Origin of the sequence: Rhizobacter sp. Root404 (assembly GCF_001425865.1) — a bacterium.
Taxonomy (GTDB): Bacteria; Pseudomonadota; Gammaproteobacteria; order Burkholderiales; family Burkholderiaceae_C; genus LMDS01.
In genome coordinates this window covers 1,060,555-1,082,248 of the sequence record NZ_LMDS01000005.1, presented here as the reverse complement: position 1 = coordinate 1,082,248, position 21,694 = coordinate 1,060,555, and the positions used below count along the sequence as shown (strand labels likewise).

Annotated in this window: 31 protein-coding genes; 2 read left to right on the top strand and 29 right to left on the bottom strand. The window is 61.0% G+C overall.

Going from position 1 to position 21,694, the window contains the following annotated elements:
- Positions 1–13: 13 nt before the first annotated feature.
- The 28 genes from ASC76_RS19160 to ASC76_RS19060 form a co-directional block, all read right to left on the bottom strand.
- Positions 14–988: a phage capsid protein gene (locus ASC76_RS19160; RefSeq protein WP_056470084.1), complete on the bottom strand. Its 975-nt coding sequence runs from the start codon at positions 986–988 to the stop codon at positions 14–16.
- 433 nt (positions 989–1,421) lie between these two features.
- On the bottom strand, positions 1,422–2,357 hold the full coding sequence (locus tag ASC76_RS19155) for a hypothetical protein (RefSeq protein WP_056470081.1): 936 nt from the start codon (positions 2,355–2,357) through the stop codon (positions 1,422–1,424).
- Positions 2,357–2,536, bottom strand: coding sequence for a hypothetical protein (locus ASC76_RS19150; protein WP_157615851.1), 180 nt, complete (start codon positions 2,534–2,536; stop codon positions 2,357–2,359). Before ASC76_RS19150 ends, ASC76_RS19155 begins: the two co-directional genes overlap by 1 nt.
- Before the next feature lie 68 nt (positions 2,537–2,604).
- Positions 2,605–4,164, bottom strand: coding sequence for a portal protein (locus tag ASC76_RS19145; RefSeq protein WP_056470076.1), 1,560 nt, complete (start codon positions 4,162–4,164; stop codon positions 2,605–2,607).
- Positions 4,165–4,366: 202 nt separating this feature from the next.
- Entirely contained in the window at positions 4,367–4,543 is a 177-nt protein-coding gene (locus ASC76_RS25545; protein ID WP_157615849.1) for a hypothetical protein, read from the bottom strand.
- Positions 4,544–4,720: 177 nt separating this feature from the next.
- The gene (locus tag ASC76_RS19140; RefSeq protein WP_082549285.1) at positions 4,721–5,533 is read right to left on the bottom strand and encodes a hypothetical protein; all 813 of its coding nucleotides are present in this window, start codon (positions 5,531–5,533) and stop codon (positions 4,721–4,723) included.
- A gap of 411 nt (positions 5,534–5,944) precedes the next feature.
- Complete coding sequence (locus tag ASC76_RS19135) at positions 5,945–6,250, bottom strand: hypothetical protein (protein WP_056470071.1); 306 nt, start codon at positions 6,248–6,250, stop codon at positions 5,945–5,947.
- Positions 6,247–6,408, bottom strand: a complete 162-nt coding sequence (locus ASC76_RS25540; RefSeq protein ID WP_157615847.1) for a hypothetical protein — start codon at positions 6,406–6,408, stop codon at positions 6,247–6,249. Before ASC76_RS25540 ends, ASC76_RS19135 begins: the two co-directional genes overlap by 4 nt.
- Positions 6,405–6,743, bottom strand: a complete 339-nt coding sequence (locus tag ASC76_RS19130; protein ID WP_157615846.1) for a hypothetical protein — start codon at positions 6,741–6,743, stop codon at positions 6,405–6,407. The genes ASC76_RS25540 and ASC76_RS19130 overlap by 4 nt, the downstream gene beginning before the upstream one ends.
- Positions 6,724–6,900, bottom strand: coding sequence for a hypothetical protein (locus ASC76_RS25535; RefSeq protein WP_157615844.1), 177 nt, complete (start codon positions 6,898–6,900; stop codon positions 6,724–6,726). Before ASC76_RS25535 ends, ASC76_RS19130 begins: the two co-directional genes overlap by 20 nt.
- Complete coding sequence (locus tag ASC76_RS19125) at positions 6,897–7,127, bottom strand: hypothetical protein (RefSeq protein WP_056470064.1); 231 nt, start codon at positions 7,125–7,127, stop codon at positions 6,897–6,899. The genes ASC76_RS25535 and ASC76_RS19125 overlap by 4 nt, the downstream gene beginning before the upstream one ends.
- Entirely contained in the window at positions 7,124–7,528 is a 405-nt protein-coding gene (locus ASC76_RS19120) for a hypothetical protein (protein ID WP_056470062.1), read from the bottom strand. The genes ASC76_RS19125 and ASC76_RS19120 overlap by 4 nt, the downstream gene beginning before the upstream one ends.
- On the bottom strand, positions 7,528–7,803 hold the full coding sequence (locus ASC76_RS19115; protein WP_056470058.1) for a hypothetical protein: 276 nt from the start codon (positions 7,801–7,803) through the stop codon (positions 7,528–7,530). The genes ASC76_RS19120 and ASC76_RS19115 overlap by 1 nt, the downstream gene beginning before the upstream one ends.
- Positions 7,800–8,033 carry a hypothetical protein gene (locus ASC76_RS19110; RefSeq protein WP_056470056.1) on the bottom strand — a complete coding sequence of 78 codons (234 nt, stop codon included), beginning with the start codon at positions 8,031–8,033 and terminating at the stop codon, positions 7,800–7,802. Before ASC76_RS19110 ends, ASC76_RS19115 begins: the two co-directional genes overlap by 4 nt.
- A complete protein-coding gene (locus tag ASC76_RS19105) occupies positions 8,033–8,557 on the bottom strand; it encodes a hypothetical protein (protein WP_056470053.1) in 525 nt (174 codons plus the stop codon). Before ASC76_RS19105 ends, ASC76_RS19110 begins: the two co-directional genes overlap by 1 nt.
- Complete coding sequence (locus ASC76_RS19100; protein WP_056470050.1) at positions 8,554–8,817, bottom strand: hypothetical protein; 264 nt, start codon at positions 8,815–8,817, stop codon at positions 8,554–8,556. Before ASC76_RS19100 ends, ASC76_RS19105 begins: the two co-directional genes overlap by 4 nt.
- Positions 8,817–9,491: a hypothetical protein gene (locus ASC76_RS19095; protein ID WP_056470047.1), complete on the bottom strand. Its 675-nt coding sequence runs from the start codon at positions 9,489–9,491 to the stop codon at positions 8,817–8,819. Before ASC76_RS19095 ends, ASC76_RS19100 begins: the two co-directional genes overlap by 1 nt.
- Positions 9,488–9,649, bottom strand: coding sequence for a hypothetical protein (locus ASC76_RS25530; RefSeq protein ID WP_157615842.1), 162 nt, complete (start codon positions 9,647–9,649; stop codon positions 9,488–9,490). The genes ASC76_RS19095 and ASC76_RS25530 overlap by 4 nt, the downstream gene beginning before the upstream one ends.
- Positions 9,650–9,684: 35 nt before the next feature.
- Positions 9,685–10,116, bottom strand: coding sequence for a hypothetical protein (locus ASC76_RS19090; RefSeq protein ID WP_056470044.1), 432 nt, complete (start codon positions 10,114–10,116; stop codon positions 9,685–9,687).
- Positions 10,109–10,384, bottom strand: a complete 276-nt coding sequence (locus tag ASC76_RS25525; protein WP_157615839.1) for a hypothetical protein — start codon at positions 10,382–10,384, stop codon at positions 10,109–10,111. Before ASC76_RS25525 ends, ASC76_RS19090 begins: the two co-directional genes overlap by 8 nt.
- Positions 10,371–10,766: a hypothetical protein gene (locus ASC76_RS19085; RefSeq protein ID WP_056470041.1), complete on the bottom strand. Its 396-nt coding sequence runs from the start codon at positions 10,764–10,766 to the stop codon at positions 10,371–10,373. The genes ASC76_RS25525 and ASC76_RS19085 overlap by 14 nt, the downstream gene beginning before the upstream one ends.
- 29 nt (positions 10,767–10,795) lie before the next feature.
- A complete protein-coding gene (locus tag ASC76_RS19080; protein WP_056470036.1) occupies positions 10,796–12,700 on the bottom strand; it encodes a DnaB-like helicase C-terminal domain-containing protein in 1,905 nt (634 codons plus the stop codon).
- 3 nt (positions 12,701–12,703) lie between these two features.
- Positions 12,704–12,877, bottom strand: coding sequence for a hypothetical protein (locus tag ASC76_RS25520; RefSeq protein WP_157615838.1), 174 nt, complete (start codon positions 12,875–12,877; stop codon positions 12,704–12,706).
- Positions 12,878–12,945: 68 nt separating this feature from the next.
- Positions 12,946–13,335, bottom strand: coding sequence for a hypothetical protein (locus tag ASC76_RS25515; RefSeq protein WP_157615836.1), 390 nt, complete (start codon positions 13,333–13,335; stop codon positions 12,946–12,948).
- Between the two features lie 108 nt (positions 13,336–13,443).
- Entirely contained in the window at positions 13,444–13,830 is a 387-nt protein-coding gene (locus tag ASC76_RS19075; protein ID WP_056470032.1) for a hypothetical protein, read from the bottom strand.
- Positions 13,827–14,216, bottom strand: a complete 390-nt coding sequence (locus tag ASC76_RS19070) for a hypothetical protein (protein WP_082549284.1) — start codon at positions 14,214–14,216, stop codon at positions 13,827–13,829. Before ASC76_RS19070 ends, ASC76_RS19075 begins: the two co-directional genes overlap by 4 nt.
- Positions 14,197–14,808, bottom strand: coding sequence for a hypothetical protein (locus tag ASC76_RS19065; RefSeq protein WP_056470027.1), 612 nt, complete (start codon positions 14,806–14,808; stop codon positions 14,197–14,199). Before ASC76_RS19065 ends, ASC76_RS19070 begins: the two co-directional genes overlap by 20 nt.
- 316 nt (positions 14,809–15,124) lie before the next feature.
- Positions 15,125–18,016, bottom strand: coding sequence for a DNA-directed RNA polymerase (locus ASC76_RS19060; RefSeq protein WP_082549283.1), 2,892 nt, complete (start codon positions 18,014–18,016; stop codon positions 15,125–15,127).
- 355 nt (positions 18,017–18,371) lie between these two features.
- Here ASC76_RS19060 and ASC76_RS19055 point away from each other — a divergent pair, with 355 nt between their 5' ends.
- Positions 18,372–18,650 carry a hypothetical protein gene (locus ASC76_RS19055; RefSeq protein WP_157615833.1) on the top strand — a complete coding sequence of 93 codons (279 nt, stop codon included), beginning with the start codon at positions 18,372–18,374 and terminating at the stop codon, positions 18,648–18,650.
- Between the two features lies 1 nt (position 18,651).
- Here ASC76_RS19055 and ASC76_RS19050 read toward each other — a convergent pair whose 3' ends face one another.
- The gene (locus tag ASC76_RS19050) at positions 18,652–20,085 is read right to left on the bottom strand and encodes a tyrosine-type recombinase/integrase (protein WP_082549282.1); all 1,434 of its coding nucleotides are present in this window, start codon (positions 20,083–20,085) and stop codon (positions 18,652–18,654) included.
- A 294-nt stretch (positions 20,086–20,379) separates the two neighbouring features.
- Here ASC76_RS19050 and tig point away from each other — a divergent pair, with 294 nt between their 5' ends.
- A complete protein-coding gene (gene tig, locus ASC76_RS19045) occupies positions 20,380–21,687 on the top strand; it encodes a trigger factor (protein ID WP_056470014.1) in 1,308 nt (435 codons plus the stop codon).
- Positions 21,688–21,694 lie beyond the last annotated feature (7 nt).

The window sequence follows — 21,694 nt, the reverse complement described above, 5'->3', positions numbered from 1 at the left end:
AGGGATACTTGTATTACTCTTCGCAGATTTCCACTGCGCACTCAGGACGCAGGACACCGTGACCGATGACGTACGCTGCCACGTGCAGGTCGATGCGCTTGTCGGCAATCCAGTCCAGGCTGTAGTTCAGGTCGAACAGTTGCACGGTGCCGATGCAGTATTTGTGCATCACGAGTGCAACGGTCTTGCTGAAGTCGCCGCGGTATTTAGCCAGGTAGTTCGCTGGCTTCACACCTGGGATGAGCGCGGCCGTGATGGCGGCGTCGGTGGACAGGTCCTTGTTCGGGAACACGTTGCCCGCGACCATGACCAGTTCCATGCCGGCGATGCGGACGATGGTACCGTCAGCGTACGAACCCATGCCGCCGAAGTCCTTGTTGATGGCGTCGAGGTTCTGCACCAGGGCGAAGTACTGGCCGGCGTCCACGAACACGCAGACGTCGGAGCGGCCAACACCCTTGTTTTCCAGGATTTCAGCAGCCTTGTAGATTGCCTTGGCCAGGATTTTCGGGTCGGTCGACACGCCAGCCAGTTCGACTTGCGAACCACCAGGCAGGCCAACGATTTTGTTCGCCGAGCGAGCAGCCAGAACGCCAGTAGCCAGTGCGGTGCGGTCGTACGCCTTGGCCAGAGCATCGCCCATGGCTTCGGTCAGCGGACCACGGATGGAGTACGACAGCATCTTCTCGTCGACGCGCGACGTGTAGTGCGAAGCGATGAGCTCGTCGTCAACCATGATTTTGGTTTCCGACGCGTTGAAAGTCGAGCCTTCGATTTCAGCGCCGATGGTGTGGTATTCGGCTTCGCTGGCGCCGGTGTGCGGGAACGATGCGCTCTCGCCGCCGGTGATGGTTTCCTTGCGGGTGCGGGTCGACATGATGTTCTTCGTCTCGAAACGAGTCATCACTTCGGCTTGCGCGATATCTTTGACGTTGGCACGAACGTCGCCGGCGCTGTTGTCTTGGCCGGTGCGGATTACGGTAGTCATTTATTCACCTGTAAAAGGTAGAGGGTTTGGTTTGGTTTTCCAGACTGATGAGTCAGTCTCGATTGCCGAAGCAACACCGCTGGCACAGGGTTGTCCGACCGTAGCCGGGCCAAGTCACGCTTGTGTAGTTCGCTGCAACCTCGAGCCGGGTGGCTGTCTGGTGCGCCCCTTGGGGGCATGTCTGCTTTTTGTCTCTAGTTCCCTGCGGACGACCAGTGAGGTCGGCAAGACGGCTCCGCGAGGCGCGGGAACTAGGTAATGAATCTCTTTGAATTGGTGAAGAGTCTTGGGCACCAGCGACAGCGGTTACTCTTCTTCTCCGTTGTACGGTCAGGTGCCAGACGGGAGGGGCTTTTCACCCCTTTGGCGGACTGCACCGCTGCGCTTTTGGCCCCCGGGAGACGACAAGCACAGGACGGGGGCCAGGTGCTCTTTAGGACAACAGCTTGCTGACGCGAATGCGCGCGGCCACGCTTGCAGCGTAGGCACGGTCGGTCTTGTAGCGTGGGTCGTTGATGGCCGCTTTCATGTCAGCCTTGGACGTGAAGCCCGAAGGACCGCCATTGCCGTTGCCACCGCCGTCGAAGGTGCGCGTTGCAGTCTTGCCGTTGGCGGCTTCGTACTGCGTTTTGAGCATCTTCAGGCCAGCAGCAGCGGCTTCAGGGCCACCGTTTTGCGAGGCGTTGAACACGGCGCGGTCACCCGCTGGCAGGTTCGAACCCGCCCACTGCAGCAGCGACGTGACTTCAGGCTTGGACATGCCGACCGTTTCCAGCAGCTTGTACTGCGCCAGTTCGACTTGGGCTTTCAGGCCAGCCAGGTGGGAATCCACCACGCCTTGACCGAATTGCTTGTAGAGCTTCGCCTTGCTGTCTTCGGTCAGGTCCATGCCGTTCTGGCTGAACTCCTGGCCGAGGGCTTCGAAGTCGGGAGCGTCGCCGGCAGCAGCGGTTTCGCCGCCTTCGTCAGCAGCAGCATCGCCAGCAGCAGGAGCTTCTTTCTTGGCGCCTTGCTTGGACTTCGTCAGTTCAGCCTGGGCTGCCTGGTAGGCCTTCTCCAGGTCCGCCTGGGTTTTGAACTTGCCCAGGATGAGCGCGGGTGCATCTGGGGCATCGGCGTTGTCCGGGTTGGTCTCGGCGTCACCTGCGTTGTCACCCTGGCGCGTGCGGGTGGCCGCAGTCTTGGCCAGGATGGCGTCGCGGTAGGCATCGCTGTTCTTGTCGAGCTTGGCGATTTCAGCGTTCGACAGCACGGCTGGCGCTTGCGTGCCCGTGGCAGCTGCGGCGGGGGCGCCGGCTGCCGGGGTCGTTGCGGTGCTCGTGGTGTCGGTTTCAGCGGCGGTGCCGCCTTCGATGGCGAAGCCGCTCATTAGTAGTTCTTCACCTTGATGCCGCCCTTGGTTTCAACCGAGGTAGGCGCGCCCAGCTTCAGCGGGGGATTGGTCGGCGCTTTGCCTTCCTTGATGACGAAGGTGGACGTGTTCGTCTTGGCCTTGGTCTTCGCAGGCTTTGCTTCAGGTGCTTCTTGGTTCTCGATTTGGTCGCTCATGGTCGTCTCCATTTATGCGTGTTGGGGGAACGGCAGCACCAGCATCAGCGGGTGCTGCCGTAAGGGGGTTAGGCCGGTTGGGCCTGGGGTTCTGCTTGTGGTTCAGCCGGCGCTTGCGCCTGGGCCATCGCACCCTGGATGAGACCGGGTCCGACTTGTTGGCCCACGTTCATCGCGGCTTGTTCCATCATTTGCTTCTGGCGCTCAGCGGCGATTTCTTGGTCCGAACGAACCAGGTTCTCTGTCGAGACACCTCCTGCCGTAGCGAGGCGGGTGATGATTTCACCGATGTTCAGACGCTCGGCGGCACCTGGCAATTGCACGATTTCGCTGAGGAACTCACGCAGCTTGTCGGCGTCGTGGCCGCGGCCCAGTGCTTCGATGCCAGTCACGATTTGCGGCTTGACCACGTGCTTCGGATACTGCGGCAGGCGCTTCTCACGCTTGAGCAGAGACATCACGATGCGCACCAGCGGCAGCTGCAACTCTTGGCTCAGCAGCGAATAGAGGCCACCCAGGCCGTCTTCCAGCTCGCGCGCCATGGTCCGGATTTCTTCGGCCGTGACACGTTCGCCATCGCGCTGCACTGCGGCGGACATCAGGAATGCCATGGCAAGGCGCTGTTCGAGCTTGGCCATGTGCTGCGCTGCGGTCGCGAAGTCGGCGTGCTTCTGCATCTGCAGGGCTTGGACTTCGCCGGCGTTGCCGTAGATGAAGGAACCGTTGCGGGCCTGCACCAGGTCTTCCAGCTTCGTCGTCACGCCCGGGTTCACCAGCCAGATGACTTTCGAGGCCATCAGGCTGCCTTCTAGCAGGGCCTGGCTCAGGCCGTCCAGCGCGTTCAGGTCGCCGTAGACTTCGTCAATCAGGCTGCGGCTGTAGTGCTCGCCGTCCACGCTGCGGAAGCGAAGCGCGATGTAGGGGCACTCGTCTTCCGGGAAGGTTTCCTCGGTGCCGGGAATCAGCTTGCCGTTGACTTCCTTGTGCACTTCCATCTTGCCGTCACGCAGCTTGCCCCAGGTGTACATCTCCAGCGGCTGGTCGCCCTTGTGCTGGGTGAGGTCAGTGGCGGCGCGCTCTTCGGCGGTCAGCTCTTCGATGTCCAGTTCCTCGAACAGCACGAACTCGAGCAGGCGGCCCTTGCGGGCGCGGCGCACGACGTACTGGTCCAGGCGGTAGAGCACGACGTTCGCGGGGTCGGTCACGTGCATGAAGTTCGAGCCGACTGCGAAGATGTGCAGCAGCGATTCAGTGACTTTGGCGCGCAGCGTGCCGGAGCTCATCGCAGTCTGGATGTACTGTTCCGATTCGCCCAGGCTCGAGTCGATTTCCGTGATGCCGGCCTGGTCCAGGCCTTCCTTGCGCAGCTCGGCGATGTCGGCTTGCAGCTTGAAGAAGCCTGAGTTGGCGGGCAGCAGCGTCATCGTCAGCTTGGACGCGAGGTGCGAGTGGCCGGTAGAACCGACGGACTGGTACGGCTCGTCCAGGTCAGTGCTGCCGTTGTAGCCCTCGGGGGGCAGCAGGCTCGGAATGCAGAGCTTCACGTTGCGGCGGCCACGGTCGAGATACGGGCGGCGGTGCGCTTCGAGAGCCTGGTAGCGGGCCTTTGCGGTAGTTTTGATTTCCATTAGGCCCGTTCCATTCACTGAGGGATATTGAAGCTGGAGCCGATACGGTCAACGCGCAGGGAGCTGAGCCCATTGACGCGGCGCACAGCCTGGCCGGACGCGTTCACGTTCAGGGCCTGCTGGGTCGGATTCTTGATTTTCGGGGCGGCCGAAGGGGCCAGTGGCGGCGGTGCTGGTGGCACGTCCGGGGAGCTAAGACACATCAGGAACCTCCGTTTTGCTCGCGCTCGAGGCGCACGATGAGTTGGTTGATGAGCTCGCGCCGGCCGGCTTCCATCCAGATTTCACGCTCGGACTGCTGGATGCGGGGGCTACGTTCGGGGTAGAGCTTGTTCAGCTCTTTCACGAGGTCTTCGGATTTGTGGGGGAAAGTTTTCATATATACGCGTCTCCTCTGACGAGTTAGAAGTGAATCGAAAAAGGGGGACGCGCACTTTTCTTCCATACACGTCTACTCTGTTGAGTTTGCTATGAAAAAACGGAAACCAATAGAACACGCCTATGGCATTGACCCCGGCACCAGGGCGGCGTCGGGGTCAATGCACTACGGGATACTTCATGCCGGCGGCGTCCACAGTGTCAGGGTGTCGTCGGCCACGTCGTAGTCCGTGCAGCGCAGGATGCGCGCCAGGCGGGCTTGGGTCAGGGCGTAGTCCATGGCGAACTTGTCCGAGTCCTCCGCGGCCACCAGCTTCAGGCTGAAATAAGCCTTGTAGGCGCGCGCGATGGCAGCCCACATGACCGCTTCGGAGGCCTGGCCAACGGGGCCGAGCAGGTTGTTGGCCTTGGCAGGGCCGCAGCCCGGGATGCCGTGGTACGAGTCCACTGGGTCACCGGTCAGCACCTGGCGGTAGAAGTTGTAGTTCGCTTCTTCCAGGCTGATTTCTTCGACACCCTTGCTGTAGTGCTTCGCATGGAAGTTGAAGATGGGTCCCGGCACCGAGCGCATGTCCTTGTCGCTAGAGCAGATGATGTATTTGCCCGGCTCGGCGGTGGCCATGATGCCCATCACGTCGTCGGCTTCCAGGGTTGGCAGCTGCAGGACGGGGTATGCGTCGTGGATGTGGCGCAGCGCCACGGTGTAGAGCTCCGGCTTGTCCCCGCGGCCGGCCTTGTAGTCGACGTCGAGGTGTTCGCGGTGCTCGTCCGGAATGCCGCACTTGTAGGTCGCAGTCACCAGGGTCTTGCGGAAGTTGACCAGGGGGTCCGACAGGCACATGCGCACGTCCTCGCACTGCGTCCAGTCCCGGCAGAACTTGACCAGGCCATCAATGGAGGCGGCCACTTGTGCGTCTGTTTTAACTTCGTCGGGCTTCTTCAGGGCGGCGACGTATGCCGCGATGTCGGCGTCAATCAGTAGGGTTTTCATTGTTTTTGTACCAGATAGAAAGATGGCGCCGAGGCGCAACGCTGACCTGAAATGGGTGCGCCCCCGGTAGAACTGAGTCCTACCGGGGGCGCCTTGGTTTGTTGTTGCCTAGAGCGGAGTACGTTCGACTGTTACGGGCCGACGGCGCGCGATGCGCCAGAGATTGAGCAGGCAGCCTGGCGACGCTTCCAACGCAGCAGCGTTAGTGAGCAACCATTGGCCGAGCTCATGAGAGATGCGCGACGCATGGCGAAAGCACCGAATGGGCTTGCCTTGGGTGTCGTTGACGAGGTGGGCGCCGTGAACAATGCCGCCGTAGATACCAACTGCCCACGGGTCGCCAGGGTCCCCGTCTCTCCACTTGGTTGCGAGGACGTAATCGCCGATTTTTAACTTAGCCATTGGTCCTCCTTAGAGTCGGTTCAAGCCGTACATGTCAACCACGGCCAAGCCACGGGCCAACTCGGTCGCCGTGACGATTCGCCATGGTTGACCCGGGGGGTAAGCCATGGATTCGTCAAACTCGACAACCTTCAACCCGTAGAACTCGGTTGGGGCGTGACCGCGTTGATGCCATGGGTCCTTGTGGTCGGCCGCGAGGGCCTTCAGGAACGCGGATGTGACCAGGAGCAGGCAACCATGCTGCAGCTGCTCTTCCATGGCCTGCTGGTGCTTGATGATGTGCGCCACGTGCAGCGCAGTGGTGACGGGTTTCATTTGGTCTCCTCGGTTTCAACGGGGATGTGCTTGAGTGCTTCACGGAGCAGTTCTACCGCCTTCTTCGCCATCTTCTCATCGACCGGGATGGCGCCCAGGGCATACGCTTCGAGGAAGTGCACGGCGCCCCGAGCGGCCCTCAGTTCAAATAACGTCATTTAACCTCCTTGGTTGCAGTGAACGGCTTGAACTTGGTTTTCAGCTCGTCGATGTAGCCGACTGCCGCCTGGAGGTCTGCCAGGACCAAGTTCAACACCTGGTTGACCGGCGTTTGCTCCGGGATACCCTTGGAAACCCAGTTGGGCTCGGCGGGAAGTGCGACCTTCGGTGCGACTTCGGTGACGTAGACAACCGGGGGTGGAACCTGGGTGGTTGCGCAGCCGGTGAGGGCCACAACCACCAGGGTCACCGGCAGCCACACCAGGAAGAAGTCGTGCAGTGCGCCGAGCAACACGCGCTGAAGGAAGCCGCCCTTATTGGTTTCGTTTGTCATGGCCGAACTCCTTCACGAATGCGTCGTAGAACTCTTTCGAGACCTCGGTGGCCCTGTCTTCGATGGCGCCTTCCAGCATGAAGACGAACAGGCCGTCCTCGTCATAAACGAAGGGAGTGCCGTACTCATTTCCGATGGTTGCGTAGATGCGTTTCATGGCATCTCCTTGTGTTCCTGTCGAAGCTGCGCAAGTTGTTCACGCTGTTCGCTGGTGATGGGCTCTCCGAGGCTTACCTGGCGGATGAGCTGATTCTCGAAGCTGGTGATTCGTTGGTAGGCGTAATAGCGCATCCAGTATTCGCCATCAGTTTTGGCGAGCCACCACGACCCCTTCAGCCCGTAATAGGCCAGGGGGAGCAGCAGTAAAAGCCAGAGGTAGTTCATTGCCGCTCCTTCCAGATAGTGTTGAGGGTGTCGCGCGCAGCGTCGGCCACGGGCTGCACCTGCTTCGCGCACTCAGCCGGCACAGCCGGCAAGCCTGCGACCAGGATGCGGCGGACCTTGGTTTCAGTCACGACGCGAACCTGGCCGGCGCGCTCTTCAGCTGCAACCAGGTCGGACTTCAACTTGGTTGTTTTGGTGGCCAGGTCGAACAGCTGGGCGTTCTTGCCGTTCAGGTCAGCGTTGATGCGAGCCTTGTCGGCGGTGAGGGTGGTGACCTGTTTCTCCAGGCCGTGGATTTGGTAGCGGTTGTAGGCGTTGAGGCCCGTGAAGAAGACAATGGTGCCCATGAGAAAGGCAGCCTGCCAGTGCTTCTTGAGGAACAGCAGGGCGATTTCAAGCATTAGTCCTCCGCCTCGCCATCGAGCATGTCGTCAGACCAGACCCTGATGCCGAATTGGTGAGCCCACAGGATGGCTTCGGACACGTTCTTGAACGGCTTGGTGATGGCCAGTTCGGTGCCCTTTTGGACAAGCATGCATTTCGGTGCGTCGGTATCGCCTACCACCCACACCTCGCATCCCTGTACGGCGCTGTAGTAGCTCGTTCCTAACTGGCTCATGTTGTAGATGTTTGCGAGAATCGCGGAGAACTTGTCGTGTTGCTTTTGCTTTTTCATTGCGTCTCCTTGGGAGGGTTGAATTTCATTGAGAGAAACTTGGATGCAGCACCGTTGCCCGCGACAATGCCCAGCACAACCAGGGTCAGCTCCGATGACATGGGGCCGACCCAGGAAGCGTGCGCGTAGCACGTGAGGACGATGGTGTAGGTGCACAGCGAGAACACCTTGGAGAGCGAAGGCTTCCCCGTGCGTGCATCGGTGATGAGCTCGCGGAGGAAGTGACGCATCACACCCCCCGCTTGAAGCAGCGAACTGCCCGGCTGTACACCGACATGACGATGGGTGCGAACAGCATGGCGCCCACCGGCGCAATCACCAGCGCGTCAGCCAGGCCGGCGCCGCCGATGCCCGTGAGCGGGTTCATGTACGCCAGCAGGGGAATGGCCTGCACCAGGTCCGTGAACCAGATTGGCAGGAACGCCATGGGCACGATGGCACGCCAGTCGCAGCGCTTCATTCCCACCGCGACGCCACAGCCGGCCAGGACACTGATGCCCCAGTAGACGAGCAGGCCAAGGCTTGCGCCTCCGGATGCCGTGCGGCTGATTTGAAAGTGGCTCGTCTGGAGCATGACAAGCGTCACGGCCAGCAGCGCGAACGCATACCGGACGAACGCCTCGGAGCGCAGCGAGCCGCGCATGGACCAGATGGCCCAGATGGTTGCATACAGGGGCAGCACGTGGCCCACCCCCAGTTGCAACAGCCGCGGCATCTCGCTGGAGAGGGCGGCCAGGTTTGCGAAGTAGTTCATTGGTAGCCTCCTGCCAGCTTGATTGCTACGTTGAACACCCACAGAGTGCCATCGGCGTCGGGCTTGAAGCCGGCGGTGATGAGCCGGTCGAAGTCCACCTTCGTAAGCAGCTCGATGGTCGCTCCCAATGGATTTGCGGAGGCCTCTTTTGCGGTCTGTACGATGTGGAGCGTGACGTCATCAGCCATTGCGTCCGCCTTTGCTTTTGCCGCGCGTGCTTCCACGCAGGCCAGCGACAGGATTTCTTCTTCGAGTTTCATTAGTCCTCCGAACGGCTGACAATCAGCTGAACTGGTTGTGCCGCGACGGCCGCCGGGTAGAAGTCTTCCTTCTTCTCGACAATCCACCGACGGGTATCAGGGCTGAACAGGGCCAGGTGCGTCTTGGTTTGACCGAGGTACTCGGCGTCGCAGCCATTGACAGTGACGAGGTCGCCGCGGCGCAACGTCACGCCGGTGTCTGCATCCTCGTACTTGGTTTTGCGCAGGCAGCCTTCGAAGGCCGTGGTCATTTGCAGGTAGCTGTCGAGCAGTTGCTGGTGCTCGGCCGGGCGCGGGTCACTCGCGCGAGCGCGCAGCACGCTGTCGTAGTCGAACTTCGTCTGCACCAGCTTCTGGTCGAGCTCGATGACCTTGCGGCGGGTGGCTTCCAGCTCGTGAACCTTGTTGTCGAAGGAACGCTGGGCGGCTTCGAGGGCGGTGTTCTTTGCGAGGCTGGCGCGGTGGGAGATGTCCCGATGTTCACGCGCCGTGTCAATTTGACGGTGCAGCCGTTCTTGTTGAGCAGCGTGCTCAGCTTCGAGGTTGTCGACGTAGGCGCCGAGCAGGTCGAAGCTCGACTTGTGCACCAGGCCGCAGCGGGCCAGCACGCGGGCCATGAAGCAGCCGAACTGCATGCGCAGCTGCTGGAAGCGGGTTTGTTCAATCGGGTTCATTTGACGCCTTTCATGACGTAGGTGATGACCGCAGTGCGGGTCTTGGGGTTGAGCTCGAGGCTCAAGATGTCGGCGCCGGCCGGGGTCGGTGGGTCCAGGCGCATCGAGCGCCCCTTGCCACGCATGTGAGCGGTGCGGGTTTTGACTTGGCTGTTCATTTGGTTCTCCGTGGGGTTGGGTTGTTTTGTTGGATTTACTGCGGGGTTTCGGGCGTTGCTTCCCTTACTGAATACTTCGAGCAACCGAAGCGCCACACCACAGACTTCATGGGCGGGTTGGCGAAGAAATCCGGCTTCAGGCGAATCAGCGTCTTGTCGTTGCTGGCGTCGCGGACCTCGAGCGTGCCGCTCTCGTAGCCCACGGAGACAACCAGGGGCTCCTGGAGAATGTCCAGGGTCGACCGCAGTGCCTTGCTGGTGCGCTCGGCACGCGCGCGGTCCAGGTCGGCCTCGGTTGGTTCGCTCGAGGGCTCACCTTGGACGTCGACCAGGACACGCCCGGTTTCATCGAAGTCAACCTTGACGGCCGTGGACTCGACGTTGTACTTCGTTGCAACCATTTCCTGGATGACCAGGGTGAGGGCTGCAACTTGGGTGACCAGGGTGGACTTGGTTGGCTTAGTCATTCTTCTTTCCCTCCTGGGCTTGCTTCAACAGGGCTTCAACACCGCTGGCGTTGAGCCCGACGGTCAGGGTGAAGTGACGCTGGCCAGCAGCGACGAATCGTTCTGCGGCTGCAACCTGCTCAACCAGGGCATCGGTCAAGTAGTGGCCTTCTGGACTAGGCTGACCAGCCCAGAAGACGTTGAGCAGGTGGGCACGAACGCCCGCTTGGGCTGCGGCCTGCAATTCGCTGACAGTCACGACGTATTCCTTGCAGTTAGGCAATTGCATCTGGCACCTCGAGGTAGTTGGTTGGGGAGAAGTCGTAGCCGAGGATGCCGGCGCGCATGAACAGCATCGCCAGCAACATGTTCGGCAACAGGATGCGCTTGGCCTGCTTGGCTGGCGCTGGTTGCGGGCCGGGGGTGTGCTTGCCTTCCAGCTGGCTGTTGTCGACAACCTTCAGGATGTTCTGCACCAGTTCGCCCTGGGCGTTGACCGTGGTTTCGTTGCTGAGGATGTGGCCGACCTTGAAGCCTGCGGCACGACGCTCGGCGCGGCTCATGTGGCGCATCTCGACGTACTTGCGCACGGGGCGGGTGACGGCCGGGGCGGCCTCGTCCAGCTGTGGGGCGGCCACTTCGGCGCCGATTACTTGGTTTTCGTTTTGCATGGTGTTCTCCGGGTGAATCCCCTAAGGGATTAAAATGGGATGTCCGCGTCGGGGTCGACAGGGAGTTGTTGCTGGCCGGCGGCGTACTGCTGCATGCGCAGGTCCGTCGGGTCTGGCTTTTTCTTGCTGGTGGCGCCCGCCTTGGAGCGAAGCAGTTTGTCCTGAGCGGCAAATGGGCTGCCGTCCTTTTCCTTGGCTTCCTTCGGCTTGCGTGGACAAGGCAGGAGGCGGCCGGTTTCCTTGTTGTAGGAGATGCGGTCCATGAGTCCTTGGTCTCCCCACTCGCGGTTCTTGAGCAAGCGAATGTCGGCTTCGTTCGGCGCCTCTTCGTCCTGGCTGTTGCGCTCCAGAGCGATGACGTTGTCGGCCAGCTGCTTGAGGGAGCCAGAGCCGCGCAGGTCGTCGAGGTTGATGCGGCCGCCTTCTTCGTGCGGGGTGCCATCGGCCTTGGTCAAGTGCGAAATGCAGATAATTCCCATGCCAGTGCGCTCGATGAGCGAACGAAGTGCAGTGACCAGGATGTCGATGTCTTTACGCTCGCCCTCTTTTGAGGAGGCCATGCCGGAGACAACGATGCTGATGTGGTCCAGGATGAGGAACTTGCAACCGGCGGCTGCGAAGTACTCCAGCTTGGCCAACAAGTCGGCACTATCCAGCGAACCGAAGTGGTTGAAGAACATGGTCAGCGGAGCCCACTTAGCCATGCTTGCCAGCTTCTGGTCACGCGTCAGAATTTTCGGGTTCAACCGAAGTTCACCCAAGGGCACGTTGCAGTCGATTGCCATGTAGGCGTTGGCGGACTTGGTAGGGCCTTCTTCCAGGAACACGTTGGCGACCTTGAGGCCGTGACGCATGACCAGATGGGCGCCGATTTCGCGGGCGATAGTTGACTTACCGATGCCGGAACCGGCGACGAGGAACGTGAGCTCCTTGGCACGCAGCCCCCGCAGGGCGTCGTTCAGACGGGGATAGGGCAGCTCGTAGCCGACCACGCCTTCGTCCGACTCCAGCCATTCGATAGTGATGTCGCTGCCTTCGATGATGCCGCCCGGGCGCCAGACTTCAGCTTGCCAGAGAGCCGACTTGATTTCCTCGGTGCGGCCAGCTTGCAGCATGTCGGTCAGGCTGTCCGTCAGCTTGGCCAGGCGAACTTTGCCCGGTCGGAACAGACCGGCGAATTGCTGCGCCAATGCTTGCTCGCGCTCGTCCGACTCAAACGCCAGGATGACTTCCTCGAAGGAGTTCAGCCACTCGAAGTTGCGACGGAACGCCGCCAGGCCGCCCTGTTGGTCGGTAGGCAGTGCCACCACTGGCCACTTGTGGCCCTGCGCTTGGCTGACGCTCAAGGCGCCGAGCTCGCTGCTGGTCACGACAACCTTCTTGCCGCCGGCGGGCCACAGCCACTGCCCATACATCTGCAGCTTGGCCGTTGAGCCCAGGAACGATGTGCGGCCGTCCTTCTGGCGCACGTGCTGGCCGACGAGCTGGCCGTCCTTCAGGTGCTGGGCCAGGTGCACGGGGTTCCGGAACTTGTCGAACCCGAACATGTAGCTCCAGTGCTTGAACGTGGCGGGCGTGATGCCGCGAACGTTGGCCAACGGCAGTTGTCCTGGAATGAAGTCGAAGGATGAATCCATGTTCACCTCCGTCATCGTCGTTGTCATCTTGGTTGGAACCGGGGCGGCAACTGGGGTGACCGGGTTGGACGTGGTTTCATCCTCATCCGGCTCGTCGACGCTGTAGGCACCGTTGAGCTCCAGGTCGGCCTCGAGGAACCAGGCCATGCGTGCGTCGTAGGCGTTGCGCGCCGCGGCGCTGTTGCCGATGTGCTTTTCCAGGTTGCCCAGGACGTACTCGTCCTTTGCGCACTCGATGGAATAAATGAGCTCTTCTACATCCGTTGAGCCCTGCGGGCTGATGTCGGCGGCGCTCATTGCTTAAGCCTGGACGTAGTGCTGGTCGTGGAAATAGCCGTTGGGCGACTTGATGGCGTTGTAGACGCCGCCGGTCACCTTGGTTTTCTTGCCGCCGCGCGCCAGGTGGGCGATGAGGCTGGTTTCCAGGGCGTTGCGGAACTGGGTTTTAACGCGGGGGGATTTGATGGTTTTCATGGTGTGTCTCCGTTGGGTTTTGGGCGGGATGCCCGTGGTTATTTCATTACGCGTCTACTCTGACGAGGTCAGTTGATGGGGTAGAGCGCGTCGAGTTCTTCGAGCATTTGTATTGGGGGAATGCCACGCTCCTCGCCTTCGCGCTCTACAACAGCGAATCGAGCGGCGCGGACGGCGACTTCAGCCCAGTGCTGGAGGTCGCATGGAGGGAACTTATTTACGCGCGGTGTTGCTCCGCTGTACTGGTCGACGGTCAGGCCGAGCTGCTCATGGGGGTCACTCACGCAGGCGAAGAACTTACTTCCTGGCAATTTCTCGAAAGCTATTGCTTCTTGCAGGTCAACGCTGACGGATATCCGTTTAACGTTGTAGTTCTTGTCAATGAGAATGATGGTGTTGACCCCGTACCCTGGCGCGATGGCTGCCAATCGGGTCTGATTTAATTCGGTTGCTTTCATGGTTGTCTCCGTTATTGGTTGGTTGACCTGTGCGGTCGCCTATAGACGAAAAAATGGGTTCCATCCCTCTATGAATAGAAGGACGAAACCCCGTCGGGTGCTGCGGTATTACTTGGGCAGGAACGGCACCACCGTCTCGGCGTACCAGGCCTTCCACTGGAAGATGTCCGGGTCCAACCCAACCAGGTCGAACTTGCCACCATGGGCAATCAGGAACTTGGCCATGGTGACCAGGGCGTCCAGGGGCACAACCGGGTCCGACCCAGGCGCACCGCCGGCCACGAGAACCAGGATGCCGTCGGTGTAGGGGGTGTCTGAGTTCTCGGCGTTGCGGTTCACGCTGCGGTCAGCCTGGATGTCGCCGGTGTTGCTGACGATTAAGTGGGCGCCAGTGTCGATGTAGCCCGCGGCGAGGGCCGCTCGGATGCAGGTCTTCTTGTCGAAGCGCTCATCCGGAGTCGTTCCCGCCAGTTTCAAGTACAGTTTTGTTTTCATTGTTTTTCATTCAGCCAGTCGTCAGGTATGTCGTGTCCGGACGCCCACACGAAACCGTGTTTGGTCGCCCAGTCACCGTATGTGGTTTGGGATTTCTTGCTCAGGAACTTGGTCGCGTCCTGGAACAGCAAGCGGATGTCGCGGTCCTGGTGTTGAGCCTGGACGGCGAGCATTTTTGTTCGGTCCTCAGGCTTGAACCAGCCCTTGGCTTCAACCAGGATGCCGTTGGGCAGCAGGAAATCGGGTTTGTAGCGGCGAACCGCCGGCACGAAGTGAAGGGTCACCGTCTCGTATTGAGCAGTGACCCCGCGTGCCTTTAGTGAAGCGTCAATGCGGTCCTCGAACTTGGAACGTTTGACTGACTTCTTAGGCGAAGTCCCACGCACTCATGTCACTCGCGGCGGGTGCAGCTGGCTTGGCGGCGGGGGTGCCACCGAAGGGGCTGCCGGCGGCCAGGTCGACGCGCTCGTCGTCCGCAGCTGGGACGAACGGTGCTCCTTTGTCCTCCGGGCCGACGTGCTTGAGGACTTGCACGTGGTAGAGACGCAGCGTGAGGCCGATGGTGCCCTTGCTTGTATAAGGCGCCAGCATGATGTTGACGATGCCTTCTGAGCCTTTGCAGATGATTTTCGACATGTCCCATGGCTTGTTGAAGGGGTCCCAGACACCCGGCTTGTTAGGGACCGTCTGGCCTTTGTTGTTGCTGTCGGGAACCATGGCACGCGTCTTTACTTTGAACTTCACCCAGCCAGTCTCAGCGTCTTTCGACAGCGGCGGCGCAGCGGGCTTGAGCTTCGGGTTGGCAGCTACAGCGGCTTCCCATGCAGCACGCACCGTCTGGACGAATTCCTTAGCGCCAGGCAGGGACGGGTCGAGCAGACAGGTTGACTCGTACATGCCGGTGGGCTCGAGGTTCGTGGCGGGTTTGTTGAAGAAGCAATAGTCGAAGGTGACTACGGGGGAGAAGATTTTGGTCATTTGGATATCCGTTTGAGTTGGTTGGGTGAGGGCGTGGCGCCCGGGTTAATTCATTACGCGTCTACTCTGACGAGGTGATTTGTTAGGGCAGGGCTTTCACCTGCTGCGGGGAGGAGTGCCCCTCTGCCTTGCGGCCCATGAACGAGGAAGAAAAGCGCGGTCTTATGGGCAGCAAACACACCCAACCACGGAGAACGAAACAACGGCCCGGCCGCGCTTTTCTTCATAACGCGTCTACTCTGACGAGGTGAGCCTGAAAAGCGACAAGACCCCCTTGCGGAGGCCTCGTCTTTTTATACAGTAAGGGATAAATATCTCAAGGTGCGAAGAAGTATTTGCTGTTCATCACATCGTCCAGGTCCAGGTCGCCGATGATTGGCACGCCGCCGTTGAACTTGCCCAGGGTCGGGTGCGCCTTCAGTGCTGCGTCCAGGCCGGCCAGCTGTTCGTCCGTCATCACTTCCTTGACCTCGTCGAAGAACATCTGCAGCAGTGGCTTCTTATGCAGCTTCACGAACTCTTCGCGCAGCACCCGGTCCAGCAAGCGAGCGTGGCGCAGCGGAACACCGTAGCTGTCGTGCACGAAGCTGAACGCAGTCACGCCATGCTTGAGCAGCGAAACAATCGTGTTCCGGGCATGCGCTGCGTCGGCGGCGTGAATGAAGTTAGGGCCAATTCCTGCGGCTTGGCGGCGTACATCGAGCTTGCCAGTTGGACGCTGGATGCTGATGGTCTCGCGCGTCGAGTGCTTGCCTTCGAGCTTCAGCGCTTTCATTGCGTCTTGTTGCGACTTGCGCAGTCCGTAATTCTTCTTGCCGTCGGCCTTGGCTTGCAGCAGCAGCATCTCGGCCAGCTGTTCGACCTGGGCCAACTGTTCGTCGTTGTCGCAGTCGATTTCCAGGCTCGTCGTCTTTTCCTTCTTCAGCTTCAGCACCTTGGTTTTGCCGTGGAGGAACGTGCGGACCTGCTTGAGCTCGGTGCGCTGGTAAGCCTGCAGCACGGTGAAGCCTTCGATGCTCCATTTGACCGGCACTTGCTCGTCCGCTGCGAAGCGGGCCACCAGCTGCAGGAAGTCCATGCCGAGGCGGGCGCCTTGCACTGCATCGGCCAGCGCGGCCTGGATGTGGGTGCGGGCATACACGACAAACTTCATCAGCTCCTTGGCCTTCTTTTTCAGTTCAGGCAGCAGCTTCTCCACGTCTTCGCGAATCTGGCTGTCGATGCCGCGCGAAGTCACAGCGTAAGGCGTCGTCATCACCGGGCGCTTCACGAAGCTGCGGCCGACGTTGTCGTTGAACGTGCGGGCGGCGCGTGCGGTGAACTCGTCGGTGCTCAGCAGGTCTTTGGTCACCAGCAGCTGCGTCTTCGCTGCCACTTCGCGGTACACGTCCGCAGGCCGCTCGCCAGGCACCAGGTTCACGGCTGCGCCAGTGGTGCGGCAGCGGAGGGCGGCGCCGTAATGCTGCAGGCCGTTGCACGAGCCGTCGACGCGGTAGACGAAGTGGCTGACGTGGGTGCGGCCTTCGGTCTTGGCGCGCAGGAACGCAGCCCACTCGAAACACGCAGCCAGGAACGTCCAGGCCGTGTTGCCGATTTTCTCGGTCTTGTCCCAGTCCGCACTGCTCCACCAGTCGACCGTTCCGACCGGGTCAGCATCCACGGCCAGAATCTTGTCCGAGTTCTCGTACGTCCAGGCCAACCGTTCTTCGAAGGTGCCCTTCTCGACGCCGTCGTTCGACCAGGCGGTTGCAACCTGGACAGCCAGGTCTTCCTCGGCGTCTGCGTTGTCCACTGGTTCACCCTGGGCGAACTCGAGGATGCCCTTGTTCAAGTCGTCGCCTTGGTCCGACAGCGAGTTCGACGCGTTGTACATGCGGCCGCGGTTGTCCAGGTTCCACGGGAACCAGACGATGCCTTCCTCGGCCAGGTTGCGGGCTTCGACCAAGGTGTCCGCGGTTTTCTTGATGTTGTTCTTGCGCTCCAGGCTGTCGTTGTGCTCGTACACCGGGATGGCTTTCTTGCACCAGGCTTTGTAGGCGTCGGAACCCTTCTTCCAGTCGGCCACCTTCACGCCATTGGCGCGGGCGGCTGCCTTCTCGTCGTGCAGCGACTGCGGCATGGTCGGCGCCGGCTTGTCACGCAGGTCAGGGAAGGTGCCGATGCGCACGCCGTCCTTGAAAAACAGGGTTGCGACTTCTGCCACGCGGGTGTTGATGCGCCAGGCCGTGTTCTGCAAGCCGTTGACCGCGGCCAGCACGCTGCCGAACTCCTCGCGCTCAGCCATCTGGCGGATGTAGGCGGTCTTGTGCGGGCGCTTGATGAGCTCGAGCTTCAAGTGCGGGGTCAAGTAGCCGCCGGTGTAGGGGTCGGTCCAGGGCGTAGGTGGCACGACCATGGCCGGATACATCGGACGCAGGCGAGCCATGGTCTCGTGGCCTTCCTTCAGCATTTGCTCGAGCTCGTCGGTGTAGTCGAGGTACGAGCGCACCAGCGGCTTGTAGGTGATTTCGCCGTTCTTGCTGACTTGGACCATCTCGTTTTCGTCGCGGCGCTCGAACATCTCGGTCGAGTCCACTACCAGGTCGATGAGCAAACGAGCGACGCCCAGCTGCTTCTCCTGGAACTCCTCGGTCAGTCCAGCTTTCAGGTGCCAGTCAGCCAGGAAGCGCTTCTTGGCCGATGGTGGCGCGTTGCCCATTTGCCGGAGCTTCTCTTGCGCCAGCCAGCCCCACAGGCCTGCCTTGCTCTTGCCGTCCTCATCAATGGTCGATTCGAACTTGGCCTTGATGGCGCGCGCTTCCATTTCCAGGCGCAGGGCGTTGGCCAGCTTGTGGCACATCGTGCTGGTCTGCAGGCGGGTGACGTCGTTCATCATGATGGTCAGGGCCAGGTAGGCGCAGCTGTAGATGCCAAGGGCCTTAATCATCAGAATGTGCGTGGCGAACTGGCGGGCGTGGCCCGATTCGACGTCCTTCACCCAGTCTTCCAGGGCGATGACGACCGGCTGCACGAGGCGCTTGGTCATGGCGACTTCCGGAGGCATGGCGCCGGCACGGCCAGCTTCTTCAGCCTTGGCCATGGCGCGCTTGTAGCGAGTTTCGCCGTCGACGATGCCTTGCTGCTCGCGTTGCTCTTGGCGCTCGTAGCGGCCAATATCTGCCAGGGCCAGGGCGACAGCGTTGCATACTTGGGTGGTTGGGTTTTTCATGGTTCATCTCCGGTGATTCGTGGTTGCGCCTTTGAAGGCGTTTCCACGTGTAGTCACCGGTGAACCGGGTCTTTATATTTCCAGCCCCCTCCTAACCTGGTTTAACCATGGTTTTCTCTTGGTTAATACAAGGATGTCCAGGTTCAACTGGGTTCAACCTTTACACGTCTACTCTGACAAGTCCTTGATTTATAAGGGTTTATATTCGGCAGTATTTAGGCTATCAACCCGATAGAAAAAATCAATCGAGCAGACGTAAAAAAGCCCGCAGAGGCGGGCGGTTGTGGGTGTTTTGGGGAGCGGACGCTTCAGTTGTGACCCCCTCTGCCGATAAGGCCTTCTTTTGGAGGGACTGATGGAAACAACCACGCTCAACCAGCACCAACGCAAGATGGCCCAGCGGATGCAAGAGGCTCTTGCGTCGCCAGTGTACGCAGCCGTATGGCCGCTGCTAAACACAGAGGACTTCGTAGCGCTGGATTTTCCTGCCATTGCCCGAGCTGCCGGCGTCTCACTGGAAGAGTGCAGAACCCAGGTGGACTACCTGGCCCGTCACAAGGTGATTCTCTTCGTGGGCGGCTACAAGGGCCTTCAGAAGTACGCACGGCCGCCGGAGATTTCAACGTTGAAATAATTCAGCCAGCGCGCCCTGGGCCGGAGACTTCTTTGAGCACCTCCGGCGAGCCAGCCTGCAACAGGTACTCATGCCGCTCGTAAATGGTCAGGGCGCGGTTCTCGAAGAAGATGGCCTTCGTCTGCTCGGACACTGGCAGCAGGCCGCACAGCTCTTTCATGGTGGCTGCGTAGGTGTCGCACTTGCTGCGGACCTGCTCTGTCAGCGTCTTGACGTAGCCCCCGGTGGCGCCCATGCGCGTGCCGCGAATCTGCTGGCCAGCCTTACCGTAGTCGCTCTGGTGGTTGAGCATCCGTTGCGTCAGGAGCGTGTCGCCGAATAAAATCTCGCAGTATGTCGCCCGGGTATATCTGGCGGCGTAGGGCGTGCACGTCCGCGGCAAACCGCACTGTTCGCGAAGCTCGTTGAATATCGTGTCGAGCGCCGTATGTGACATCGGTTGCCCCCGGCGTTTCATCTGGTTGGACTCGAATAAATAAACCGCGTCATCCGGGGCAAACATGCGGTGTTCCCGGAGAATCTCGAGCAACCAGTTGTCCAACGGGTAGTTCCATTCCGGGGACGACGCGGGTTTCCATCCGGCGCACTCGGTTTTGTCATTCGTCAATGTGTAATAGCCGTCGTCCAAGTTCAACCTGGACCACTTCATGCGGAGCACCGCGAGCGGCCGGCCACCGGTCAGCAGCAAGGTCCAGAACAAGGTCCGGCGGTCAGCCTGGAGGCGCTGCACGGCGGTGTAGATGCGCGGCAGGTCCGTTGGCTCGAACACGTGCTTCTCGCGCGCTGGGCCGGTCGGGAAGGGCTCGATGCCGGCGAACGGGTTGGGCTGCTTTGGACGGTGCCAGCTCCACACCATGGACCCGTATTCGACCAAGTCGTTGGCGCTGCCTGGCCCGCCGCGCGCGGTGCTTGCGCTGCCCTTGGCCGTGTGCCAGCTCAGGAAGGTCCCGTTTGCTACTTTGTCTCGCTGGTCGAGCACTGCCTGCGGCGTGATGCGGGCCGTCGGCATCTCCCACAGTGGCCCGCCATACATACGTAGCACTTGTTCGTAGCGCCGCGAGTTCTCGCTGATGATGTTCTTGGCTCTCACGTAGTTCAGGAAGACGTCCTGCAGTAGGTCGGCCCCCTTCTGTCGGTTCTCCCGCACGTCGGAGTCCCGGAGCTTGTCCAGCTGGCGCTGGGCTGCACTGCGCGCCGCGGCCAGGGTCAGCTTGTCCGGGTCGGCCTTGTCCAGGTTGGTCGCCGGCGTGCCGAGGCGCACATGGGTCTTCGAGTCATTCGCCTGCCTGAACTCGGCGATGAAGGCGCGGGTGCCCAAGCGCGTGACCTGGAGCACCAGGCCTTTGATGGCTTCGTCTCGGTACAATTCAGCCTTTTTGCCCGCGGGGCAGTCCAGGGTGTGTATGTTTTGTTCGGTCAGTAGTGCGCTTGGCATGTGGTGCTCGTTTCCGGTAGACGGCTCATCTACCTCCGAGTCTACCGCCTGGTCTACCGCTACCGGGCATGCGTCGACCGGAAACCAACGCGTTTTTCTCAATCTGCCGCTGTCTACCGGTCGGCACTCCTTATACACATCGCCGCCAAGTCATTGTTTTATATGAGAAAAAGGCTAAACAGCCTGAATCGCATAAAAAGTAGGGACAGGTTTAGGTCCTGACGCCAGCGATGGTGTGCGGGTTCGAGTCCCGCCCCGCGCACCAGCTATTCATACACACAGAGTTCACACACCATGACCGTCCAAGTTGAAACCCTCGACAAGCTCGAGCGTCGCATCACGCTCACGCTGCCCACCTCCGCGATCAGCACCGAAGTCGAGTCGCGCCTGAAGAAGCTCTCGCGCACCGTCAAGGCCGACGGCTTCCGCCCCGGCAAGGTGCCGATGAGCGTGGTCGCCCAGCGCTACGGCTACTCGGTCCACTACGAGGTGATGAACGACAAGGTCGGCCAGGTGTTCAGCGAGGCCGTCAACGAGGCCAAGCTGCGTGTGGCCGGTGCCCCGAAGATCGCCGAGAAGGAAGGCGCCCCGGAAGGCCAGGTCGCGTTCGATGCGACCTTCGAGGTCTACCCCGACGTCAAGCTCGGCGACCTGAGCACCGCTGAAGTCGAGCGCGTGTCGACCGAGGTCACCGAAGAGGCGATCGACAAGACCATCGACATCCTGCGCAAGCAGCGCCGCACGTTCGCGCAGCGCCCGGCTGCCGAGGGCGCCGTCGAGGGCGACCGCGTGACGATCGACTTCGAGGGCAAGATCGACGGCGTGCCGTTCGACGGCGGCAAGGCGGAAGGCTTCCAGTTCCTGATCGGCGAGGGCCAGATGCTCGAACAGTTCGACCAGGCCGTGCGCGGCATGAAGTCGGGCGAGTCGAAGACCTTCCCGCTGCAGTTCCCCGAGGACTACCAGGGCAAGGACGTGGCCGGCAAGGAAGCCGACTTCATGGTCACGCTGAAGAAGATCGAGGCGCAGCACCTGCCGGAAGTGAACGAGGCGTTCGCCAAGTCGCTCGGCATCGCCGAACCGACGGTCGAAGGCCTGCGCGCCGACGTCAAGAAGAACCTCGAGCGCGAAGTGAAGTTCCGCGTCCTGGCGCGCAACAAGGCCAGCGTGATGGATGCGCTGGTCACCGCGTCGGAACTCGACGTGCCGAAGGCGCTGGTCGCCGGCGAGACCGAGCGCATGGTCGAGGCCGCCCGTGCCGACCTGAAGAAGCGTGGCGTGAAGGATGCCGACACCGCGCCGATCCCGGCCGAGATCTTCCAGCCGCAGGCCGAGAAGCGCGTGCGCCTGGGTCTGGTGGTCGGCGAACTGGTCCGTGCCAATAACCTGCAGGCCAAGCCCGACCAGCTGCAAAAGCACATCGAGGAGATGGCGCAGAGCTACGAGAAGCCGTCGGAAGTGGTGCGCTGGTACCTCGGCGACCGCCAGCGGCTGGCCGAAGTCGAGGCCGTGGTGGTCGAGAACAACGTCGCGGAATTCGTGCTCGGCAAGGCCAAGGTCACCGACAAGGTGCTGCCGTTCGACGAACTGATGACGGGCTGATCGTCGT

Excerpts from the sequence above, each read along its gene's own strand:
- ASC76_RS19160 (WP_056470084.1), bottom strand. The coding sequence starts at position 988 with ATGACTACCGTAATCCGCACCGGCCAAGACAACAGCGCCGGCGACGTT.
- ASC76_RS19155 (WP_056470081.1), bottom strand. The coding sequence starts at position 2,357 with ATGAGCGGCTTCGCCATCGAAGGCGGCACCGCCGCTGAAACCGACACC.
- ASC76_RS19150 (WP_157615851.1), bottom strand. The coding sequence starts at position 2,536 with ATGAGCGACCAAATCGAGAACCAAGAAGCACCTGAAGCAAAGCCTGCG.
- ASC76_RS19145 (WP_056470076.1), bottom strand. The coding sequence starts at position 4,164 with ATGGAAATCAAAACTACCGCAAAGGCCCGCTACCAGGCTCTCGAAGCG.
- ASC76_RS25545 (WP_157615849.1), bottom strand. The coding sequence starts at position 4,543 with ATGAAAACTTTCCCCCACAAATCCGAAGACCTCGTGAAAGAGCTGAAC.
- ASC76_RS19140 (WP_082549285.1), bottom strand. The coding sequence starts at position 5,533 with ATGAAAACCCTACTGATTGACGCCGACATCGCGGCATACGTCGCCGCC.
- ASC76_RS19135 (WP_056470071.1), bottom strand. The coding sequence starts at position 6,250 with ATGAAACCCGTCACCACTGCGCTGCACGTGGCGCACATCATCAAGCAC.
- ASC76_RS25540 (WP_157615847.1), bottom strand. The coding sequence starts at position 6,408 with ATGACGTTATTTGAACTGAGGGCCGCTCGGGGCGCCGTGCACTTCCTC.
- ASC76_RS19130 (WP_157615846.1), bottom strand. The coding sequence starts at position 6,743 with ATGACAAACGAAACCAATAAGGGCGGCTTCCTTCAGCGCGTGTTGCTC.
- ASC76_RS25535 (WP_157615844.1), bottom strand. The coding sequence starts at position 6,900 with ATGAAACGCATCTACGCAACCATCGGAAATGAGTACGGCACTCCCTTC.
- ASC76_RS19125 (WP_056470064.1), bottom strand. The coding sequence starts at position 7,127 with ATGAACTACCTCTGGCTTTTACTGCTGCTCCCCCTGGCCTATTACGGG.
- ASC76_RS19120 (WP_056470062.1), bottom strand. The coding sequence starts at position 7,528 with ATGCTTGAAATCGCCCTGCTGTTCCTCAAGAAGCACTGGCAGGCTGCC.
- ASC76_RS19115 (WP_056470058.1), bottom strand. The coding sequence starts at position 7,803 with ATGAAAAAGCAAAAGCAACACGACAAGTTCTCCGCGATTCTCGCAAAC.
- ASC76_RS19110 (WP_056470056.1), bottom strand. The coding sequence starts at position 8,033 with ATGCGTCACTTCCTCCGCGAGCTCATCACCGATGCACGCACGGGGAAG.
- ASC76_RS19105 (WP_056470053.1), bottom strand. The coding sequence starts at position 8,557 with ATGAACTACTTCGCAAACCTGGCCGCCCTCTCCAGCGAGATGCCGCGG.
- ASC76_RS19100 (WP_056470050.1), bottom strand. The coding sequence starts at position 8,817 with ATGAAACTCGAAGAAGAAATCCTGTCGCTGGCCTGCGTGGAAGCACGC.
- ASC76_RS19095 (WP_056470047.1), bottom strand. The coding sequence starts at position 9,491 with ATGAACCCGATTGAACAAACCCGCTTCCAGCAGCTGCGCATGCAGTTC.
- ASC76_RS25530 (WP_157615842.1), bottom strand. The coding sequence starts at position 9,649 with ATGAACAGCCAAGTCAAAACCCGCACCGCTCACATGCGTGGCAAGGGG.
- ASC76_RS19090 (WP_056470044.1), bottom strand. The coding sequence starts at position 10,116 with ATGACTAAGCCAACCAAGTCCACCCTGGTCACCCAAGTTGCAGCCCTC.
- ASC76_RS25525 (WP_157615839.1), bottom strand. The coding sequence starts at position 10,384 with ATGCAATTGCCTAACTGCAAGGAATACGTCGTGACTGTCAGCGAATTG.
- ASC76_RS19085 (WP_056470041.1), bottom strand. The coding sequence starts at position 10,766 with ATGCAAAACGAAAACCAAGTAATCGGCGCCGAAGTGGCCGCCCCACAG.
- ASC76_RS19080 (WP_056470036.1), bottom strand. The coding sequence starts at position 12,700 with ATGAGCGCCGCCGACATCAGCCCGCAGGGCTCAACGGATGTAGAAGAG.
- ASC76_RS25520 (WP_157615838.1), bottom strand. The coding sequence starts at position 12,877 with ATGAAAACCATCAAATCCCCCCGCGTTAAAACCCAGTTCCGCAACGCC.
- ASC76_RS25515 (WP_157615836.1), bottom strand. The coding sequence starts at position 13,335 with ATGAAAGCAACCGAATTAAATCAGACCCGATTGGCAGCCATCGCGCCA.
- ASC76_RS19075 (WP_056470032.1), bottom strand. The coding sequence starts at position 13,830 with ATGAAAACAAAACTGTACTTGAAACTGGCGGGAACGACTCCGGATGAG.
- ASC76_RS19065 (WP_056470027.1), bottom strand. The coding sequence starts at position 14,808 with ATGACCAAAATCTTCTCCCCCGTAGTCACCTTCGACTATTGCTTCTTC.
- ASC76_RS19060 (WP_082549283.1), bottom strand. The coding sequence starts at position 18,016 with ATGAAAAACCCAACCACCCAAGTATGCAACGCTGTCGCCCTGGCCCTG.
- ASC76_RS19055 (WP_157615833.1), top strand. The coding sequence starts at position 18,372 with ATGGAAACAACCACGCTCAACCAGCACCAACGCAAGATGGCCCAGCGG.
- ASC76_RS19050 (WP_082549282.1), bottom strand. The coding sequence starts at position 20,085 with ATGCCAAGCGCACTACTGACCGAACAAAACATACACACCCTGGACTGC.
- tig (WP_056470014.1), top strand. The coding sequence starts at position 20,380 with ATGACCGTCCAAGTTGAAACCCTCGACAAGCTCGAGCGTCGCATCACG.